At 68.1% G+C, this 16,073-nt stretch carries 14 protein-coding genes; 2 read left to right on the plus strand and 12 right to left on the minus strand.

The window, feature by feature from the left end; all coding sequences use genetic code 11:
• Positions 1-91 precede the first annotated feature (91 nt).
• Genes G1H11_RS02320 through G1H11_RS02330 form a run of 3 tightly spaced genes read right to left on the minus strand, consistent with a single transcriptional unit; the run spans position 92 to position 3,916 of the window.
• Positions 92-1,789, minus strand: a complete 1,698-nt coding sequence (locus tag G1H11_RS02320; RefSeq protein ID WP_174257289.1) for a formate--tetrahydrofolate ligase — start codon at positions 1,787-1,789, stop codon at positions 92-94.
• Positions 1,786-2,709 carry a methylenetetrahydrofolate reductase gene (locus tag G1H11_RS02325; RefSeq protein WP_216843360.1) on the minus strand — a complete coding sequence of 308 codons (924 nt, stop codon included), beginning with the start codon at positions 2,707-2,709 and terminating at the stop codon, positions 1,786-1,788. Before G1H11_RS02325 ends, G1H11_RS02320 begins: the two co-directional genes overlap by 4 nt.
• A 52-nt stretch (positions 2,710-2,761) precedes the next feature.
• Positions 2,762-3,916, minus strand: coding sequence for a glycine cleavage T C-terminal barrel domain-containing protein (locus G1H11_RS02330; RefSeq protein WP_343074794.1), 1,155 nt, complete (start codon positions 3,914-3,916; stop codon positions 2,762-2,764).
• 424 nt (positions 3,917-4,340) lie between these two features.
• Here G1H11_RS02330 and G1H11_RS02335 point away from each other — a divergent pair, with 424 nt between their 5' ends.
• Both G1H11_RS02335 and G1H11_RS02340 read left to right on the plus strand, forming a co-directional pair.
• Complete coding sequence (locus tag G1H11_RS02335; RefSeq protein WP_163815601.1) at positions 4,341-4,595, plus strand: Smr/MutS family protein; 255 nt, start codon at positions 4,341-4,343, stop codon at positions 4,593-4,595.
• A 177-nt stretch (positions 4,596-4,772) separates the two neighbouring features.
• Positions 4,773-5,918: a M14 family zinc carboxypeptidase gene (locus G1H11_RS02340; RefSeq protein WP_163815603.1), complete on the plus strand. Its 1,146-nt coding sequence runs from the start codon at positions 4,773-4,775 to the stop codon at positions 5,916-5,918.
• A gap of 306 nt (positions 5,919-6,224) precedes the next feature.
• On the opposite strand, the gene cobA is transcribed toward G1H11_RS02340, so the two are convergent.
• The 9 genes from cobA to G1H11_RS02385 all read right to left on the minus strand — a co-directional run bounded on the left by cobA (position 6,225) and on the right by G1H11_RS02385 (position 16,065).
• Entirely contained in the window at positions 6,225-7,421 is a 1,197-nt protein-coding gene (cobA, locus tag G1H11_RS02345) for a uroporphyrinogen-III C-methyltransferase (RefSeq protein WP_163815605.1), read from the minus strand.
• Positions 7,422-8,117 carry a phosphoadenylyl-sulfate reductase gene (locus G1H11_RS02350; protein WP_163815607.1) on the minus strand — a complete coding sequence of 232 codons (696 nt, stop codon included), beginning with the start codon at positions 8,115-8,117 and terminating at the stop codon, positions 7,422-7,424. It abuts the gene before it with no gap.
• The gene (locus tag G1H11_RS02355) at positions 8,117-8,269 is read right to left on the minus strand and encodes an Insertion element protein (protein ID WP_163815609.1); all 153 of its coding nucleotides are present in this window, start codon (positions 8,267-8,269) and stop codon (positions 8,117-8,119) included. The genes G1H11_RS02350 and G1H11_RS02355 overlap by 1 nt, the downstream gene beginning before the upstream one ends.
• Positions 8,266-9,930, minus strand: coding sequence for a nitrite/sulfite reductase (locus G1H11_RS02360; protein WP_163815611.1), 1,665 nt, complete (start codon positions 9,928-9,930; stop codon positions 8,266-8,268). The genes G1H11_RS02355 and G1H11_RS02360 overlap by 4 nt, the downstream gene beginning before the upstream one ends.
• Positions 9,931-10,368: 438 nt before the next feature.
• The gene (locus tag G1H11_RS02365) at positions 10,369-12,018 is read right to left on the minus strand and encodes an acyl-CoA dehydrogenase family protein (protein ID WP_163815613.1); all 1,650 of its coding nucleotides are present in this window, start codon (positions 12,016-12,018) and stop codon (positions 10,369-10,371) included.
• Between the two features lie 153 nt (positions 12,019-12,171).
• A complete protein-coding gene (locus G1H11_RS02370) occupies positions 12,172-13,101 on the minus strand; it encodes an NAD(P)-dependent oxidoreductase (RefSeq protein WP_216843361.1) in 930 nt (309 codons plus the stop codon).
• Positions 13,098-13,802 (minus strand): SDR family NAD(P)-dependent oxidoreductase, encoded by a 705-nt coding sequence (locus G1H11_RS02375; RefSeq protein ID WP_163815615.1) that lies wholly within the window; start codon positions 13,800-13,802, stop codon positions 13,098-13,100. Before G1H11_RS02375 ends, G1H11_RS02370 begins: the two co-directional genes overlap by 4 nt.
• Entirely contained in the window at positions 13,802-14,713 is a 912-nt protein-coding gene (locus G1H11_RS02380) for a cupin domain-containing protein (RefSeq protein ID WP_163815617.1), read from the minus strand. The genes G1H11_RS02375 and G1H11_RS02380 overlap by 1 nt, the downstream gene beginning before the upstream one ends.
• Positions 14,710-16,065: an amidohydrolase family protein gene (locus G1H11_RS02385; RefSeq protein ID WP_163815619.1), complete on the minus strand. Its 1,356-nt coding sequence runs from the start codon at positions 16,063-16,065 to the stop codon at positions 14,710-14,712. Before G1H11_RS02385 ends, G1H11_RS02380 begins: the two co-directional genes overlap by 4 nt.
• Positions 16,066-16,073: the final 8 nt, after the last annotated feature.

The following is a 16,073-nucleotide window of genomic DNA, read 5'->3' on the forward strand; positions in this document are numbered from 1 at the left end:
CTCCTGCACAAGCGGCCCGTGATCATTGGCGATCCTGTACCTGGGCGGGTTTGCGAACGCCAATGATCATGGGCGGGCCTCGGGTCTTCTCTCATCTCAGGCCGACGATCTGGCCGTCCTCGTCGATGTCGATCCGCTCCGCGGCGGGCGACGAGGACAAGGCGGGCATGGTGCGCATGTCGCCGCACACGGGATAGATGAAGCCGGCCCCGACAGAGGCCCTGACCTCGCGAACCGGCAGCCGCCACCCCGTCGGGGCGCCGGGCAGCGACGGATCCGCCGACAACGACAGATGGGTCTTGGCGATGCAGACAGGCAGCGTGCCGAGACCATGGCGCTCGTACCGGTCCAGCTGCCTGCGGGCGGCCGGTGCGACGTCGATGCCGTCGGCGCCGTACACCTGCCGAGCGATGACATCGATCTTCGCGTCGAGGGGGAGGTCGTCGTCGTACAGGAACCCGAACCCGGACGGTTCCTCGCATGCCTCCATGACCGCCTCGGCCAGCTGTACGGCGCCTTTGCCTCCGTCGGCGAAGTGGGTGCTGACCGCCGCCCGAACGCCTTCTTCCGCCGCGATGTCGAGAATGGCCTGCTGCTCGCTCGCGTAATCGGTGGGGAAGGCGTTGACCGCCACCACGGGTGGCACACCGTGCAGCCGCACATTGGCGATCTGCTTGCGCAGATTCGCCGCTCCGGCTCGGACATCGTCCGGGTTCTCCTCGAACAGTTCCTCCGGCAGCGGCTTGCCCGCCTTGACCACGTACTTGCCCGAATGGGCCTTGAGGGCTCGCACCGTGGTGACCACGACGGCGGCATCGGGCACCAGGCCAGAGGCCCGGCACTTGATGTTGAAAAAGCGCTCGGCGCCCATGTCCGCGCCGAAACCGGCCTCGGTGACGAGATAGTCGGCCGCCCGGATGCCGATCCGGTCGGCGACGATCGACGAGTTCCCGTGTGCGATGTTGCCGAACGGACCGCAGTGAACGAGGACGGGTGTCTGCTCGACGGTCTGCATGAGGTTCGGCTTGATCGCCTCCCGCAGGATGACGGCCATGGCGCCGGCCGCCTTGATCATCTCGGCCGTGACCGGATCGTCGTCGTAGGTGTAGCCGACGACGATCCGGCCGAGCCGGGCGCGTAGATCCTGGAGCGACGACGCCAGCGCGAGCACCGCCATGACCTCACTGGCCGCCGTGATGTCGAAGCCGGTCTGGCGGGGCCTCCCGTGCGCGCGGCCACCCAGCCCGGTCACGATCTCGCGGAGGTCGCGGTCGTTGACGTCCAGGACCCGCCGCCAGGTAATGGAAAGCGGGTCGAGGCCCAGCCGGTTGCCCTGGTGGACGTGGTTGTCGGTCATCGCGGCCAGCAGGTTGTGCGCGGCGCTCACCGCGTGCATATCGCCGGTCAGGTGCAGGTTGAGCGCCTCCATCGGCGTCACCTGGGAGTACCCGCCTCCGGCTGCGCCCCCCTTGATGCCGAAGGTGGGCCCCATCGACGGCTGCCGGATGGCGATCACTCCCCGCCGCCGGAGCACGCCGAACGCCTGACCGAGGCCGACCGTGGTGGTGGTCTTTCCCTCGCCAAGCGGCGTAGGCGTCACCGCGGTGACGACCACGTACCGGGCCCGCGGCCGGTCAGCCAGCTCGTCGACGGCGTCCAGGGATATCTTGGCCGCCGCGCGGCCATAGGGCTCGAGCAGGTGGGTGCCGATGCCCATCCCTGCGGCGATCTGGTCCAGAGGCTGCACCACGGCGCTGCGCGAGATCGTCAGGTCCGTCGGCATGGTCATGTGCGGCCCTCTCGTCGGTGTGGGGCGGACTGTGGAGCGGACTGGACGACGGTACGGCGCAAGTGATCCACCCATTGCGCCGCGGCCGCGGTCTCATTGAACGTGTAGATGTGCAGGCCCGCGGGTCCGGGAGCGATGGGACCCGGGGAGGGGATGGCCGCGAGGGCGAGAGGGAGCGCGTCCGGCCGGTAGCCGCTGGGACGAAGGAACGCGCGGGCGAGCTTCCGGTGCCCGCGGGCGAACTTGAGGGAGTCTCCGACACCGATTCGCAGCCCCATGCGCAGGAGCGTGGCCGGCGGCACGGGCCCGGGCACACCGGCGATCACCGGAAGAGTGACACCGCGACGTCGCGCCGCCGAGATGAACTGGCCGACCACCGTGGCGTCGAGACACATCTGGGTCACCGTGTAGGTGGCGTAGCCCTGTTTCACCAGCAGCGCGTCCCACAGGGCGTCGTCGTCGACATGCGGGTGGCCTTCCGGATATGAAGGCACCCCGATCCGCTCGAAGCCGAAGCCGGCCGCGTCGATGGCCTTGAGGAGCGCGGCTCCGTCCGCGAAGTCACCGGACGGTGCTGGTGAGTCGCCGCCGACGACGAACAGATCGCGAACCCCCGCGGCATGCAGGCGGGCCAGGATGGCGTTCAGCTCCGACTCGTCGGAGATCCGGCGGGCGGCCAGGTGTGGAACGGCCGCGAACCCCCTCGCGGCGAGTTGCTCGACCAGCTCGACGGTGGCCTCGCTTCCGCGGCGTGGTGACGCGGTGACGGTGACCGTCGACCCCGCCGGCAGCTCGGCGACCCGGTCGAGCGCGTCCGGAGTGGGCATGATCTCGAACCGCGGCGCCTCCAGCAGCGCGCTCAGCGTGAGCCGCGCGCGCTGCGTCCTCGGCGAGCGCTGGTCTCTCCTGTGTCGGCTCACCCTGTTCTCCCCGGCTCTCGGCGTATCCCGCGGTAGCCGCGCGCGCTTGCCGTCAGGACCTCGGAGTCCGCTTGGCCGGATCGATGAACGGCTTCTCGACGACAACCGCGGCTTGGGGACCGCGCGGCGTCTCGACGACGACATTCGTGCCCAGCTCCGTGTAGCCGATGCGGAGCATCGCCAGCCCGATGTTGCGTTCCATCCGCGGTGAGAAGCAGGCGCTTGTGACGGTACCGATGGGCTCGCGGCGGGTCGCCGAGGGTTCCAGGACCGTGAACGGTTCGATCATCGAGCCGTCGTTGTACGAGCCGAGTGGTTCGCCGGAGATCTCCACACCGACCATCAGGCGGGAGATCCCGTTGTCGCGGACGCGCTGTAGGGCCTTCTTGCCGACGAAGTCCGCTTCCTGGTCCAGGTCCACCATCCAGCGGTAGTCGTAGCCGACCTCCATGGGATTGGTGTCAAGTGTGATGTCGCAGCCGTAGGCGAGCATGCCGCCCTCGATGCGGCGGATGTGGCAGGGCCCGATCACCCGCATGCCGTGCGGTTCGCCGGCCTGCCAGACCGCGTCCCAGAGCCGTCCCGCGTTGGCGATCGCGTCGTAGAGGTAGATCTCGTAGCCCACCTCACTGGTGTAGCCGGTGCGGCTGACGACGACGTCCATGCCGTCGATCGTGTACCGGCCCAGGTGGTAGTAGGGGATGTCGAGGACGGACGGGCCGAACAGATCGACCATGACCTCCTTGGACTTCGGTCCCTGGACCTGGACCGGCGCGACGTCGATCTCCTTGATCTCGACGTCCCAGCCGCCCGCGTGCGCCAGACCCATCGCCCACAACCCCACGTCGCTGTCTGCCAGCGACAGCCAGAACCGGTTCTCCTCCACCCGCAGGAGGACTGGATCGTTGATGATGCCTCCGTCGGGCGCCGTGATGAAGACGTACTTGCACTGGCCGACGGCACACTTGTTCAGGTCACGGGGGACCAGCATGTTGGTGAAGTCGAAGGCGTCCGGCCCGGAGATCTCCAGCTGGCGCTCCACGCCGACATCCCAGAGCGTGACACTCTCCAGCAGGTGCCAGTACTCCGCCACCGGATCGCCGTAGTGGCGCGGGTGGTAGGTGTGGTTGTACACGCTGTACATCGCCACGCCGTGCGCCCGCGACTTCCAGAAGTACGGCGACTTTCGCAGCCGGGTGTACAGCATGATCTGCGGGTGAGGCGGATAGGTGGGTGCGGTGGTGAGCGGGGTTGCCGATTCGGTGACCGGCGCAGCTTCGGGAGTGGCCCCGGTGGCTGGCTGCTGAGAAAGCTGGGATCCGAGAACGTCGGTCATGACGCGCCCCCTTGGTGGAGGTCCGGTGGGGTATGAGGCGTTGCTCCGTACCGCGGAACGCGGATTGTAGCGACTGAACACACAGGCTGTGAGTGCAAGTTGCACAATAAGCAACTGTTGTGTTGTACGCAACCAGTCTGCCCACGTCGTCCGCGCTACGTCAAGGGTCAAAGACGTCGAAGTTTCCGGACCTTCGCCTCTCGGTGCCGACGCGGGGAACTCGGCCGGTCTGTGCGAGACGGAAGGGAGGCAATCCGGGTTGCATCGGGGCGGCTCAGCCGAGACGATCTCTACTGTGAAGCTCAAGCTCGATCTGCATGACGTCTACAACCGCGGCGACGAGATCGACCGGCAATTGCGCGGTGTAATCGACGAGGCGGTGGCGAAACGCGCCAAACTCGTCGAGATCATTCCGGGTAAGGGATCAGGTCAGTTGAAGAAGCGTGTGCTGAGGTTTCTTCAGCAGAAGGAGATCAAGGCCCTGTATCACCGCGTGGAGAAGGACTCCGGCAATTTCGGTCGGGTCTTCGTGCATTTCCGCTGGAAATAGGGGACTTCACCGCGCGGAAGCTCGCTGTCGCACTCGGTGGATGGTGCTCGCTACGCCCCAGGCTCACCCGAGTACGTCTGGCGACGGCCGCCGAGATCATTGACCGCACGGGAACGGCGGTGCACTATGTCACAAGCCCGATTTCGTGTGGTTTCTGACCAACAGAAGGGTTCCTCCATGGCCAGTCTGCGCCGTTGTCTCCCGGTGTTCCGTATGTGGCTCGTCCTTGCGACACTGCTTGTCGGAGCCGGCGGCGTTACTGCCGTGGCGTCCGCGGCCACGCCCGGGGGCCCGCACGTGCCCCCGGGTCAAGGCGAGCCGAATCGCTCAGCGATGCTGTCCTACGACGAGGTCCAGGCGGAGCTTGTGGCCATCGAGGCCCGCAGCAAGGGGACCGTCCGGGTCGAGCAGATCGGCGTCAGTGGGGAGGGCCGCGCGCTACGGGTCGCCTACATCGGCACCGGCGACACCCGGGTGTGGATTCAGGGCCGGATCCACGGCAACGAGCCGTACGGTGCGGAAGCCTCGCTGGCCTTTCTCAAGAAGCTGGCGGCGGGAGGCAAGCATGCACGCGATCTTCTCGAAGAGATCACGTTCGTCATCATCCCGCTGTACAACCCGGACGGATACGAGGCGTACATCCGCCAGGACACCACCCACCGGATCGACCTTAACCGGGACTGGGGCGTCGATCGCGACACGTTTGACCTGGTCAACTCGGTCCGCGCCGGACAGGGACTGCCTCAGCTGCCGGAATCGGTGTTCGACAACTACACCCGGCACCGGGCGGTGGAATCGCAGGCGCACTGGTACTTGTGGGCCGAGTTCCTGCCGCACTACATGATCGACCTGCACCACCAGGGAACGTACTATTCGGGTGACTCCGACGACATGACCACGTTCTCGATGGGAATATCCCTCGATCCGGGCATGCTGGAAGACGAGCAGTGGGACGCCGTGCGCCAGATGGCCGTCGTCGCTGCTGATGCCGCTGATCGGCATGGCGCGGTCAATGTGACGCGCTACCCGTACATCAACATTCCCGAAGGCGTGACGTCCGCGTCTATGCTCAACGCACCTGGTCCCGATGGGGAATATGCCGGATGGCGAACCAATGCGATGTTCTTCGAATCGCGCGGAGGAATCGGGCAGAAGAGCCGTGGGTACCTGGTGAACCAGAATGTCATCGGGCTGTGGGCTATCGCCGAGGCGATCGCGGCCGGGACGCTCTCCGACGTCGATCCGGATCGCTGGGCGGACATCCCGGCTCGCGGCGCCACGATCACGCAATGCACGAAGTTCCCCCAGCAATGCGCCTACTGACCGCGAATCGGCCTCCCAGTCACGGGTGATGCGGCGGGAGCGTCGGCTGTCCGGCGTAGCCGGCTTACTGCGGTTCCCCGGGGCTCCGTGGCGGCTTGTCTGGGGGTGTCTTCGCCGCCTTTGCAATGCGCACTCATAAGCAACACCAGGCAAAGTGACACCGGCTGCGCAACATCGGGTCCGAGAACAGACGCCGGCCGGGCGTTGCGTATAGGTGCGCATTGCAAAGGGGTGCGCAGGGGTACCTTGCTGGCGGCAGGACAGCGAGGAGACTGCCCCAGCGGCAGGTTGGTCAGTGCTACCGAGTCAGCTCTCGGTAGCGAGGGCGACGACGTCGCCGACGACGATCACCGCGGGCGGTTTGGCCCCCACGGCGGCGGCCCGGTCGGCGATGTCCGCCAGGGTACCCGTGGTGAGCCGCTGGCCAGGTCCGTAGCCGTCTTCCACCACGGCGGCGGGGGTGGAGGCGGCCATGCCGGCGTCCACCAGGTTCGCCGCCGTATCGGCGAGCAGGGACACCCCCATGAGGAACACGAGCGTCCCCTGCGTGGACGCCAGCGAGGGCCAGTCCAGTCCCTCATGTCCGGACACGACCGTGAACTGCTTGCAGATGCCGCGGTGGGTGACCGGGATGCCGGCTGCGGCGGGCACCGAGATGGCGCTGGTCACACCCGGTACCACCTCGACGGCGACGCCGGCGTCACGGCAGGCGATGACCTCCTCGCCGCCGCGCCCGAGCACGAACGGATCCCCTCCCTTGAGCCGGACCACGCGGTTTCCGGCACGGGCGTGTTCGACCAGGATCCGGTTGATCTCGTCCTGAGGGACCGGGTGGTTCCCCGGAGTCTTGCCCACATCGACGATGACCACGTCGTCGTCGAGTTCGTCGAGTAGCGCGCGAGGCGCCAGCCGGTCGACGACCACCACATCGGCTTCGGCCAGCAGCCGCCGCCCGCGCGTGGTGATGAGGCTGGCGTCCCCCGGGCCACCGCCCACCAGCGCCACACTCCCGGCCTCTGACCGGCGGACGTGGCGCAGCGGGAGGTCTCCGTTGTCCAGCGCCGCCTGCACGGCGTTGCGCAGGGTGCGGGCTCGTCCGGGGTCACCGCCGCCGCTGACGGCGACGACGACATTCCCCACCCGGGCCACCGCCGGCGTCCACGCCGACGACGACGCCGCGTCGTTGGCCATGACGCACCAGATCCTGGCGGCGTCCGCTTCCGCCGCGACGGCGTCGTCGACCAGGCGATCACCGGTGGCGGTGTGAACGAGCCAGGCGCCGGTGAGATCACCGGCCACGTACTGGCGAGGCTCCCACCGCGCGCGGCTCTCGGACACCAGGAGCGCGAGCGGCTCACACAGAGCCGGAGCGATCACGTCGAGGCGTGCGCCAGCATCCACCAGCGCCGACGCGCGCCGGGCCGCTACGGGTCCGCCGCCGATCAGCACGACGCGCTTGCCCGTGAGGTCGAGCAGCAGCGGATACCTCGGGTCGTCGGCCATCTAGGTGTTGATTCCGCACTCGGTCTTCGACGACCCCGCCCAGCGGCCGGCCCGGGGGTCCTCGCCCGGGGCGACCGGACGGGTGCAGGGTTCGCAGCCGATGGACAGGTAGCCGATCTGCTTGAGCGGGTTCACCAGGATGTCGTGCTCGGCGACGTATGCGTCGACGTCGTCGTCGGTCCAGGCGGCCAGCGGATGGATTTTGATCTTGCGGCGCTTGGGGTCCCAGGCCACCACCGGCGTGTCGGCACGGCTGGGGGACTCGGCGCGCCGCACCCCGGCGGCCCAGGCATCGTAGGGAGCCAGGGCACGGTCCAGTGGCCACACCTTGCGGATGGCGCAGCACAGGTCGGAGTCGATCTCGTAGAGTTTGCCGTACTCGGCCTCGTGCTCGGGCACCCGCAACGGGTGGGTAACGGTCTCCAGGTCGATGTTGTAGGCCGTGGCGATGGCGTCGCGGGTGCCGATGGTCTCGGCGAAGTGGTAACCGGTGTCCAGGAAGAGGACCTTGATGCCGGGGACCGCCTGCGAAGCCACGTGCGAGAGCACGCCGTCGGCCATCGAAGAGGTGACGGTGAACTTCTCGCCGAAGGTCTCGTGCGCCCAGCGGATGATGGTTCCGGCTGAGGCGCCCTCAAGCTGGCGGGCGGCGTCGAGCGCGAGCTCTTCGAGAGGCTCCGTTGTCGTGCAGGTCATCAAGCACCCCTTCGTGTGGACAGGCCGAGCAGCTTCACCGAGAAGACACGCAGACAAGAGCGGCACTCCCACCCTCCCCCTTCCTCGACCGGGAAGAGATCCTCCTCGCTGCAGAACGGGCAGTGCAGGATGGCCGCTCTCGTCTCGCTCATTGCAGGTCCGCCTCCTCAGCACGGGCGACCCACTGCGCGAACCGCTCAGCCGGTTCCCGCTGGTCGACGAAGCGTCGGACCAGCCGCTCCACGTAGCTGGGCAGCTGCTCGGCGGTGACCTTCAGCCCGCGCAGCTTGCGGCCGAAACCGGCGTCCAGCCCGAACCCGCCGCCGAGATGGACCTGAAAGCCTTCCTCGCCCTTGACGATCTGGCCCTTCAAGCCGATATCGGCGGTCTGGATCCGCGCACACGAGTTGGGGCACCCGTTGACGTTCAGGGTGATGGGGACGTCGAGCTGGCCCTCGATGTCGGAGAGCCGCTTCTCCAGCTCGGCGACCGTCTCCGATGCCAGGCCCTTGGTCTCGACGATGGCAAGCTTGCAGTACTCCAGCCCCGTGCACGCCATGGTGTTGCGCCGGAAGACGCTGGGCCTCGCCTGCAGGCCGATGGAGTCCAGCTCCTGGACCAGCGGCTCGACCGCCTCGGAAGCGACGTCGAGGATGACTAGCTTCTGCTGCGGTGTGGCTCGGATCCGGGTGGATCCGTGCGCTTCGATGATGTCGGCGAGCTTGGACAGCGTGGTGCCCGACACCCGTCCCACCAGGGGAGCGACGCCGATGTAGTGGCGCCCGTCCTTCTGCCGGTGCACTCCCACATGGTCGTAGGGCTGCTCAGGGTTGGGCGGCGGCGGGCCGTCGATGAGCTTGCGACCGAGGTACTGGTCCGATTCGAGGACCTCCCGGAATTTCTCCGCTCCCCAGTCGTCGACCAGGAACTTCAGCCTCGCCCGGTGCCGCAGCCGCCGGTAGCCGTAGTCACGGAAGATCCCGGTGACACCGGCCCACACCTCAGGGACCTCTTCCAGTGGGATCCAGGTGCCGAGTCGGACCGCGAGCTTGGGATTGGTGGACAGTCCACCACCCACCCACAGGTCCAGGCCAGGGCCGTGCTCGGGGTGATGGACGCCGATGAAGGAGATGTCATTGGTCTCGTGCGTGACGTCCGGCAGGCCGCTGATGGCCGTCTTGAACTTACGCGGCAGGTTGGAGAACTCGGGGGAGCCGATGTAGTGGCGCTGGATCTCCTCGATGGCCCATTCCGGATCGAGGACCTCGTCGGCGGCGATACCGGCGACGGGCGACCCGAGGATGACGCGGGGCGTGTCGCCACAGGCCTCCATGGTGGACAGGCCGACGGCTTCCAGCTTCTCCCAGATGGCCGGGACGTCTTCCACCCGGATCCAGTGCAGCTGAATGTTCTGCCGGTCCGTGACGTCGGCGGTGTCCCGCGCGTAGGTGGTCGAGATGTCGGCGATGACCCGCAACTGCTCCGTGGTGAGCGCGCCGCCGTCAATGCGCACCCGCAGCATGAAGTACTCGTCGTCGAGCTCGTGCGGCTCGAGGACGGCCGTGCGCCCACCCGGGATGCCGGGCTTGCGCTGGGTGTAGAGCCCGAACCAGCGGAAGCGTCCGCGGAGGTCTTGCGGATCGATGCTGGCGAAGCCGCGCTTGCTGTAGATGTTCTCGATGCGTGCGCGGACGTTGAGGCCGTCGTCGTCCCTTTTGGTCCGCTCGTTGGCGTTGAGCGGTTCAAGGTGGCCGAATGCCCACTGGCCCTCGCCGCGTGGGCGCCGGGGAATGGTGACGTTGCTCGCTGGCATAAGGGGATCTCGTCCTCGAGGCGTCGGGGACGCACGTCCGCGCGGGTCAGATCGACGGTGACCTAAACAGCCGACACGTCCGAGCGCCCGGAAATGATCAACGGGCGACGGTCAGCTGCGCAGACACATCATGCTGGCGACACGCCGGAAGTCCACGTGGCGACGGACCACGAGGTAGAGGATCGACGCGTGCAACATGCCTGCCATGGTCGCACACCCCAGCGAGGAACAACGACGCGACGTCCATAATATGGACGCTGCTGTCTCACAATTTGTCACTCGGATGGGTGACCGGTGGCAGGCTCGACTGGTTCTTTGGGGCTTCGGTGCTGGCAGTCGCACCACGACCGGCCTTTGCTCGCGGCCGCGCACTCATGGTGCCGACCCTCGCCGCAAGGATGACAGATCATTCCGACTTCGCTCCTCCGTCGTTTCTGTTCACCGTGGGGGAGTGGCGCGGTCTACTACGGCGCGGGTGTCGAGGCCGGTGGGCAGCAGGCCGAAGACTCCGTAGGCACCGGCCAGCCGCGTGGCGCAGTAGGCGTCGGACACTGCCGGCGGCGCGTATCGGATCAGCAACGACGCCTGAAGCAGCGTGGCCATTCTGGCGGCGAGGCTGCGGCCATGCCTGGCGGCGGTGGACGGGTCGGCCGCGGTCTCCCTGAGCAGCTCGTCGACCTCTGCGACGGCGTTCCGTACGAGGCCGGAAGAGGCGGGGCCGGCGTCGGCCGCGGCGTCCATTTCGGCTCGCCAGGCCTCGATCGCCTCGGACTCACGGACCAGCACCCGCAGCAGGTCCAGCGCCTGAATGTTCCCGGCGCCCTCCCAGATCGAGTTCAGTGGCGCCTCGCGATACAGCCGGGGCATGCCGCTGTCCTCGACGTAGCCGTTGCCACCGAGACATTCCAGGGCCTCGGCCACGACGTGCGGGGTGCGCTTGCACACCCAGAATTTGGCTAGCGGAAGCCCGATCCGGCGCAGCGCCCGCTCGTGCGGATCATCCGGGTGATCGACGCAGCTCGCCAGACGCATCGCCAGGGCGGTGGCGGCCTCGGACTCGACCGCCAGATCAGCCAGGACGCTTTGCATGAGCGGGGCGTCGTCGAGCTTGGTGCCGAAGGCGGTGCGATGTGCGGCATGCCAGGTCGCCTCGGCGACGGCCCGGCGCATCAGCGACGCCGACCCGAGCACGCAGTCCAGGCGGGTCGCCGCCACCATCTCGATGATGGTGGCCACGCCGCGGCCTTCCTCTCCCAGCAACTCGCCCCTGGTCCCGTCCAGCTCGATCTCGGCGGAGGCGTTGGCCCGGTTGCCGAGCTTGTTCTTCAGCCGCTGGATGGCGAACGGGTTGCGGGCGCCGTGGTCGAGAATCCGCGGGACGACGAAGCAGCTCAAGCCACCGGGCGCCTGTGCCAGCATGAGGAACACGTCGTTCATCGGTGCCGAGCAGAACCATTTGTGCCCGGTCAGCTCGTACCAGCCGTCACCGGCCGGTGCGGCCCTGGTGGTGTTGGCGCGCACGTCCGAGCCGCCCTGCTTCTCGGTCATCGCCATCCCGGCCAGAGCGCTCGGTTTGGTTCTGCCCGACCGGAGCGCCGGATCGTAGTCCGGCACGACGAGCCGGCGCTCCCATTCCGCGCCGACCGCGGGATCGATCCTGAGTGCGGGCACGGCCGCATAGGTCATGGAGATCGGGCACAGGTGGGCGGCCTCCACCTGGCTCCAGGTAAGGAAGCCCGCGGCGCGTCCGGCATGAGAACCCGCGGTCCCTCGGCACCACGGGTAGGCGTGCAAGCCGTGGCCCACGGCCGTGTCCATGAGCCGATGCCACGACGGATGGAACTCGACCTCGTCGACGCGATGGCCGTAGCGGTCGTGGGTGTGCAGCACGGGGGAGTGCGTATCGGCGTCGCGGGCCCATTGCTGCGCTTCGGCCGAGCCGGCCGTACGCCCGAGCGCGTGGAGGCTAGGCCGGTCGTCGTCGAGACCGTACCGGGTGAACGCCTCGACAAGAGCGGCATCGGCGGCAAAGACGTCGTAGTCCTCCAGCGGCGGCGCCTGGTTCGTCACCTCGTGTGTGTGAGCCACACCACCACGGTATCCGCAGAAGGTAGCGCCCGGCCTGTGCGCGCGGGCCGGGTTCCTGACGCATTCGTGTCGTCCTGGCGCACTTCTGTCGCGCCATAGAGCCAGTTCTGTGCCCAATACGCGACAGGAAGGTGTCAGGACGAGCGAATGGCGTCAGGACGAGCCCGTGGTATGACGACGATCGGCGAGATACCGGGCGATGGCGCTCATGTCGCGATCACCGAGACCGGCATCCACAGCGGCCTGGGCGACAAGCCGGTTCTGTACCGACTGCTCCATCGGTACGCCGAGCCGTTCGGCGAAGCCGGTGATGAGAGAGAGGTCCTTGAGGACCAGGCCGAGACTGAACGCCACCGGGGCGTCGTCGGGATGCTCGAAGGCGTCGCGCTTGTAGTGGACGAACGGGGCACCGACCGCGCTCGCCGCCAACACGTCATAGGCGGCGGACCGGTCGATGCCGGCGGCCTCGGCGAGGACGAGCGCCTCGGACAGCACCTGGTTCAGGCTGAGGACGACGGCGTTCACGGCCAGCTTCATCGCCGCTCCGGCGCCTGACCCTCCCACGTGGAAGACTTGCCGGGCGAGGGCATCGAGGACCGGGCGCACCAGCTCCAGCTGCCGCGGGTCTCCGCCGGCCATGAAGGTCAGCTCGCCCTTCTGCACCAGCGGGACACTGCCGGAGACGGGGGCGTCGATCAGGCCGGCGTCGCACTCCGCGACCGCCTGTGCCATCTCCTCGACGATGCGTGGGTCGACGGTGCTCGTCTCGACCACCACCGCATCGGGCTGCAGTCCCGCCGTGAGCCCGTCGGCGCCGCGATAGGTGCTGAGGACGGCGTCGTCGTCGCCGAGGGAGACGAGCACTACATCGGCAGGCTCGGCCGCCTCGCGGGCTGTGCCGGCCACCGGGGCGCGGACGCGTGCCGCGACGGCTTCGGCCTTCGACGCCGTCCGGTTGTAAAGGGCGACGACGTCTCGGCCCTGCTCGCTCAGCCGCACCGCCATCGCGGCGCCCATCCGCCCGGTGCCCACGACCGCGATCCGGGCGGCCGGGTGCTCCAGGGTCTCGGTCGCGGGGCTCACTGGAGCAGCCAGCCGCCGTCGACGGGCAGATTCACCCCGTTGACCGACGGATTGCGTAGCAGAAACGCCACCGAGTCGACGACGTCGGCCATGGCGGGAAGCCGGCCGGTGGGTGTCCGGGACCGGAAACCTTCCAGGACCGCGGTGGGCTTGGCGCTCCAGTACGGGCTGTCGCCGACGATCGCCGGGTGCACGGCATTGACCCGGATCGGGGCCAGTTCCGCCGCCAGCGTGTGCACCATCCCGATCACGCCTCCGTTCACTGTGGAGACGGTGGTGGAGCCCGGATACGGCCGGTCCTTGGCGAGACCACCGAACACGACGATCGAGGCGTCGCGTCCCATGCGCGGCAGCACCGCGTGCACGACTTCCGTGTAGCCGACCAGCTTCAACGTGACCAGCTGTAGCGCTCCGGCCGTGTTGTACTCGGCTGCGGTGTTGTGATCCCGGTCGACAGCGGACAGCACCAGGTGATCGACGCGCTCGACGCTCGTCAGCGCGGTGGCGATCGCGTCCACCTCGGTGAGTTCCAGCGCGAGCCCGCGGGCGGTGCCGCCGAGCTCCTTCGCCACAGATTCGGCCCGGCCGTGGTCGCGCCCGGTCAGCACGACGTCGTCGCCGGCTGCGGCGAAGTGGCGGGCCACCTCCAGGCCGATGCCCGACGTCCCTCCGACCACCAGCACGTGACGCGGATCGTTCATCAATCTCTCCTGTCGTCGTTCCCGGCGAGCACCTCGCGCAGGTAGTCCCAGTCCCGGGCGAACCGGTACGAGTGCCGAGGCGGCGGCTGCGGCGCCTGTGTCTCCAGCCAGCGCACCCTCCCGTCGCCCACATTGGTGAAGGAGTGCACGCAGCCGACACCCGCCCAGGCGACATCGCCCGGCTCCAGGATGTGGCGCTCCCCGTCGAAGCTCGCCTCCACGGTTCCCTCGAGAATCAGGTACGTCTCCTCAAAGGGGTGGTCGTGTGCTCCGGCCCGCCCCGAAGGCTCGTACTGAACCATGAACATCGAGGTCAGGTGTGCGCCAAGGTCACTGTCCACCATCATCTTGACGGTGATGCCGCTGTAGACGAGCAGTGCGGTGCGCATGCTGGCCGACACCGCCAGCATGCTCTGGTCCTGCTTTGTCGCGTCCATGTGTGCGGGCGTGATGGTGCCAAGGCTCCTCGTACGCGGGTCGCGGACGTCCACCGGGACGGGATCGTGCTTGACGAACTCCGGCACCAGGAAGGTGTCGTCGTCCATGCGTTCGCGAGGTTGCGGCCCCTGCATCTCCGCCCAGCGCACGGCGTCGTCGCCCTCCGTTCGCCAGGCGTGCGGCACGCCCACCGGGATCAGACCGTAGTCGCCGGCCCCGACCCGGTATGAGGCCTCCGGTGTGTCCACGATGGCCGCCCCGTCGAGGACGTGGAAGCTCTCCTCGAAGGCGTGGACGTGCGCCGGCAGGGCGCTGCCGGGATCGAGTTCGCAGATGCCGAACCCGGTGTGTACCGCCCCGGCCTGCTCACCGACCACCGTCCAGCGCCGGTAGCCGGTCGCCTCCGACGACCAGCCCGGTGGCCGCGCGTAGGACGCCTGCGCGGCACGCCGGACCAGATGCCGCCCGTTCACGCGGCCGCCGTCGCCTTAGCGGTGGCGTTCACCAGGTGGTCGCGAGAGGCTTCCACGAGCTCCCTGGCGCGGTCGATATCTCCCACGAGCTTCCCGTCGCGCTTGCGGACGGTGCCGTCGACGATCACGGTGTCCACGTTGCTCACGTCGGCGCACAGGACGACGGCCGCGACCGGATCGATCACCGGCGCGACGTTGACGGCGCGGGCGTCGATCAAGACCACGTCGGCCTGCTTGCCCGGGGTGAGCGAGCCGGTGCGATCCTCCAGCCCCGCGACGTGGGCGCCATTGATCGTCGCCATCTCCAGCATCTGCCGGGCTGTCAGCATCGTCGCGGGCACCCCGGTGTTTGCCTCCCAGCAGGTGGCGTTGACACGCGCCCGCTCACCGCCGAATGCTGCTCGCATCTGGGTGAACATGTCACCCGGCACGGTGGTGACGACATCGACGGAGAGACTGGGCCGCAACCCGAACTGGTAGGACTTGTTCACCGGCGGCCAGCCGTGGCCCATCTGCATCTCGACCTGGGCGGCGATCGAGATCGTGCCGCCGGTGTCCGCCACTCGCTGCCATTCGTGATCGCTGAAGTAACAAGAGTGGATGTAGGTGGTGTCCGGCCCGAGCAGACCGAGGCGGTCCAGCTGCTCCACCATGGCGTAGCGGCCCGCCAGCCGGCCCATGGCCACGTGCACAGTGATGGGGATGCCCAGCTCGCGTGCCAGACCCCATTCGGCGGTGACGACGTCGTCCTGGCAGAAGCCCGGTCCCCGGGTGGCCAGAGCCAGCGTCAGCAGGCCGTCGTCGCCTGGGAAGTAGGTCTCACGCACCCGGCGGACGTCGTCGCCGGGGATGACCTCCGCGCTGTTGAACCAGTACTTGGCCAGCGAGGTGTTGGCCGATCCGTAGGCGTACTGAGCCCGGATGCCGGTGTCTCGAAGTGCGGTGACGGCGGCATCGGGATGCTCGGGAGTGTTGTTGATGTGCGACCAGTCCACGAGTGTGGTGATCCCCGCGTTGAGGCACTCGAGCGAGCCGGCCAGGTTGCTCGCGTACACGTCGTCGGGGCGGTACGCCGGTGCGAACGTGTCGAGAACGTCGACGAAGTAGTCGTCGAGGGTCGCGTTGGGCGCGCAGCCGCGGATCGCCGCTTCCCAGGTGTGCCGGTGCGTGTCGACGAAACCCGGGATCACGATATGGCCGGTGGCGTCGATGACCTCCGCATCGGCCTCGATGTGCTGGTCGACGGCGGCGATCTTGGCATCCTCGATCAGGATGTCTCCCTGGGGCAGGTCGCCGAGCTGCGGGTCCATGGTCAGCACGTGGCCGCCACGGAGAAGCATCCGGTGAGTCATCTCTTGTC

It is taken from the genome of Phytoactinopolyspora alkaliphila (assembly GCF_010550695.1).
Taxonomy (GTDB): domain Bacteria; phylum Actinomycetota; class Actinomycetes; order Jiangellales; family Jiangellaceae; genus Phytoactinopolyspora; species Phytoactinopolyspora alkaliphila.

Coding starts and splice junctions, on each gene's coding strand:
- G1H11_RS02320 (WP_174257289.1), bottom strand. CDS start 1,789: ATGACCATGCCGACGGACCTGACGATCTCGCGCAGCGCCGTGGTGCAG.
- G1H11_RS02330 (WP_343074794.1), bottom strand. CDS start 3,916: ATGCTGTACACCCGGCTGCGAAAGTCGCCGTACTTCTGGAAGTCGCGG.
- G1H11_RS02340 (WP_163815603.1), top strand. CDS start 4,773: ATGGCCAGTCTGCGCCGTTGTCTCCCGGTGTTCCGTATGTGGCTCGTC.
- cobA (WP_163815605.1), bottom strand. CDS start 7,421: ATGGCCGACGACCCGAGGTATCCGCTGCTGCTCGACCTCACGGGCAAG.
- G1H11_RS02350 (WP_163815607.1), bottom strand. CDS start 8,117: ATGACCTGCACGACAACGGAGCCTCTCGAAGAGCTCGCGCTCGACGCC.
- G1H11_RS02355 (WP_163815609.1), bottom strand. CDS start 8,269: ATGAGCGAGACGAGAGCGGCCATCCTGCACTGCCCGTTCTGCAGCGAG.
- G1H11_RS02360 (WP_163815611.1), bottom strand. CDS start 9,930: ATGCCAGCGAGCAACGTCACCATTCCCCGGCGCCCACGCGGCGAGGGC.
- G1H11_RS02375 (WP_163815615.1), bottom strand. CDS start 13,802: ATGAACGATCCGCGTCACGTGCTGGTGGTCGGAGGGACGTCGGGCATC.
- G1H11_RS02385 (WP_163815619.1), bottom strand. CDS start 16,065: ATGACTCACCGGATGCTTCTCCGTGGCGGCCACGTGCTGACCATGGAC.